Consider the following 3,260-nt stretch of genomic DNA (forward strand, 5'->3'; position numbering starts at 1 on the left):
TGCTGTCGCCGCGCGCGCGGCTGTACACCGAGATGGTGACCAGCGCCGCGCTGGTGCGCGGCAAGCAGCTGCGCCTGCTCGAACACAGCCAGCAGGAACATCCGCTGGCGTTGCAGCTGGGCGGCAGCGAGCCGCAGGAACTGGCACAGGCGGCGCGCTTCGGCGCCGAGGCCGGCTACGACGAGATCAACCTCAACGTCGGTTGCCCCTCCGACCGGGTGCAGTCGGGCCGCTTCGGCGCCTGCCTGATGCGCGAACCGGCCCTGGTCGGCGAGTGCGTGAAGGCGATGCGCGATGCGGTCGAGGTGCCGGTGACGGTGAAGTGCCGCATCGGCGTGGACGACCAGGATGACTACGCAGGCCTGCAGCACTTCACCGAGACCATGCTTGAGGCGGGCGTGCGCGTGCTGGTGGTGCACGCGCGCAAGGCCTGGCTCAAGGGCCTGTCGCCGAAGGAGAACCGCGAGATCCCGCCGCTGGACTACGAGCGCGTGTACCGGCTCAAGCGCGAGTTTCCCGAGCTCGTGGTGGTGGTCAACGGGGGCATCACCACGGTCGAGCAGGTGCGTACCCACCTGGCCCGGCTGGATGGGGTGATGCTGGGCCGTGCGGCATACCACGATCCGTACCTGCTGGCGCAGATCGAGCACGCGCTGCACGGCGAGCCGCTGCCTACCCGGGAAAGCGTGCTGCAGCGCCTGCGGCCCTACATCGAGGCCGAGCTGGCGCGCGGCACCGCGTTCAAGCACATCAGCCGCCACCTGCTGGGCCTTTACCAGGGCGAGCCTGGCGCGCGCGCATTCCGCCGCGCGCTCAGCGAGGGCGCGCATCTGCCCGGGGCAGGCTGGGCATTGCTCCAGCAGGCCATGGCGCCGTGCGCGGCGGCAGCGTGACAGGCGCGCCCCGTCCGGCCAGTATTCAGGCCTGACCTCTTAGGCTGGGCGTTCGCTCAACGCCGGACAGGATATTCACGCATGATCAGGTACAAGAGCATGCTGCTGGCCGCCCTGATCCCGTTCGGGGGCGTGGCGGCGGCGCAGACGGGCAAGCCGGCGGTGACGCTGGATCAGGCGGTGCTCCAGGTGCAGCAGGAAACCGGCGGCAAGGTATTGTCTGCGGAGTCGCGCGGGGTCGGCCGCCGGATGGAGTACCGCATCAAGGTGCTCACCCCGAACGGCCATGTGAAGGTGATGGCGATTTCCTCCGAAGCGAGCAAGAATCCGGGGTCGGCCCAGTCGACCAAGAACCCGCCCGGGCGGAATGCGGGCAGCAAGGAGAAACATTGATATGCGCATCCTGTTGGTGGAAGACGAGGCGCCGTTGCGCGAGACGCTGGCGGCCCGGCTGAAACGCGACGGCTTTGCCGTCGATGCGGCGCAGGACGGCGAAGAGGGCATCTATCTCGGCCGCGAGGTGCCATTCGACCTGGCCATCATCGACCTTGGCCTGCCCAAGATGTCGGGCATGGACCTGGTCAAGGCGTTGCGCGAGGCGGGCCAGCGCTACCCGATCCTGATCCTCACCGCGCGCGGCAGCTGGCAGGACAAGGTCGAGGGACTGAAGTACGGCGCCGACGACTACCTGGTCAAGCCGTTCCACGTCGAGGAGCTGCTGGCGCGCATCAACGCGCTGGTGCGCCGGGCCAGCGGCTGGTCCAAGCCGATCCTGGCCTGCGGGGTGATCAAGCTCGACACCACCGCGCAGACGGTGACGGTGGAGGGCAAGCTGGTCGACCTCACCAGCTACGAGTACAAGGTGCTCGAATACCTGATGCTGCACGCGGGCGAACTGGTCTCCAAGGCCGACCTCACCGAGCATATCTACCAGCAGGATTTCGACCGCGACTCCAACGTGCTGGAAGTCTTCATCGGCCGCCTGCGCCGCAAGCTCGATCCGGAAGGCACCCTGAAACCCATCGAGACGGTACGTGGACGCGGATACCGCTTTGCCATCCCGCGCACCGACGGCGACGACGAATGAGCCATCGCCCGCGCGCCGCCCGCTGTCGCTGGCGGCGCGCGCGGCGATCGCCACCGGATTCGTGCTGGCCGGCTTCCTCGGCCTGGTCGGCCTGACCCTGTCGCAGGCGAACAAGGAGCGTGCGCTGAGCGCGCTGCACGACCGCCTGCAGAACTTCGCAATCGCCTACATCACCAACTTCGACGTCAACCGCTACGGCCGCATCCTGTCGCCGGACACCTCGCCGGATCCGAATTTCTCGCGCCCGGGTTCCGGCCTCTACGCGGTGGCGGTGGGCGACAAGGACTTCCGCTGGGAGTCACCCTCCGCGATCGGCCGTGACTTCAGTTTCCTGGTGCCGCTGGAGCCGGGCGCCAGCCGCTTCGTCGGCCCGATCGACACGCGCATGGGTCGCCTCTACTACTACAGCTACGGCGTGGCCTGGGACACCGAGGCGGGCAAGTCGGTGCGCTTCACCGTGATGGTGGCGCAGACCGAGGATCAGCTCGAGGGCGGCAACATGGCCTACCGGCGCGCGCTGGTGATCTGGCTGTCGATCCTGGGCGTGATGCTGATGGTGCTCCAGCTATTGCTGCTGCGCTGGAGCCTCACCCCGCTGCGCAAGGTGGCCAGCGACATGAGCCGGGTCGAGCGCGGCGACAGCGAGCAGCTGGACAGCCAGTACCCGCTGGAACTGACCGGCCTGACCGAGCGCATCAACGCCTTCATCACCAACGAGCGCGAGCAGCGCACGCGCTACCGGCACACGCTGGCGGATCTCGCGCACAGCCTGAAGACGCCGCTGGCGGTAATCCGCTCGCAACTGGAATCCACCACCGGCGAGGTGCTGGCCGGACGCAGCACGGCGGTGCTCGATCAGGTGCGCCGGATGGACGAACTGGTCGCCTATCAACTGGCCCGCGCGGCCACCTCTGGCCGGCAGACTTTCGCCAGCGCGGTGCCGATCGCGGGCGCGGCCGAGGATCTGGTGCAGGGTCTGGAGAAGGTCTACGCGGCCAAGAACGTGTTGTGCGAGTTCGACATCGGCGAGGGCGCGGCGTTCTACGGCGAGCAGGGCGACCTGCTCGAACTGCTCGGCAACCTGCTGGAGAATGCCTTCAAGTGGGCCTCCCACCGCGTGTTGCTGGAGGTCAAGGCGCAACCGGAGCACGGGCGCAAGCGGCCGGGCCTCTACATCAGCGTGGAAGATGACGGCCCCGGCATCGCCGAGGACAAGATCGAGAAAGTCCTGCAGCGCGGCGTGCGCGGCGACGAGCGCGTGCAGGGCCACGGCATCGGCC

4 protein-coding genes are annotated in these 3,260 nt (G+C 68.2%); all 4 read left to right on the forward strand.

Features of this window, described 5'->3' with window-relative positions; translation table 11 throughout:
• Positions 1 to 2 precede the first annotated feature (2 nt).
• The gene (gene dusA / locus Q0654_RS05815) at positions 3 to 893 is read left to right on the forward strand and encodes a tRNA dihydrouridine(20/20a) synthase DusA (protein ID WP_298851458.1); all 891 of its coding nucleotides are present in this window, start codon (positions 3 to 5) and stop codon (positions 891 to 893) included.
• 81 nt (positions 894 to 974) lie between these two features.
• Entirely contained in the window at positions 975 to 1,286 is a 312-nt protein-coding gene (locus tag Q0654_RS05820) for a hypothetical protein (RefSeq protein WP_298851460.1), read from the forward strand.
• Between the two features lies 1 nt (position 1,287).
• Positions 1,288 to 1,980: a response regulator transcription factor gene (locus Q0654_RS05825; RefSeq protein ID WP_136259750.1), complete on the forward strand. Its 693-nt coding sequence runs from the start codon at positions 1,288 to 1,290 to the stop codon at positions 1,978 to 1,980.
• Positions 1,946 to 3,260 (forward strand): ATP-binding protein (locus Q0654_RS05830; protein WP_298851473.1); only part of this gene is annotated, 1,315 nt, incomplete at its 3' end. The genes Q0654_RS05825 and Q0654_RS05830, both read left to right, overlap by 35 nt.

It is taken from the genome of uncultured Aquimonas sp. (assembly GCF_937888285.1).
Classification (GTDB): domain Bacteria; phylum Pseudomonadota; class Gammaproteobacteria; order Xanthomonadales; family Xanthomonadaceae; genus Aquimonas.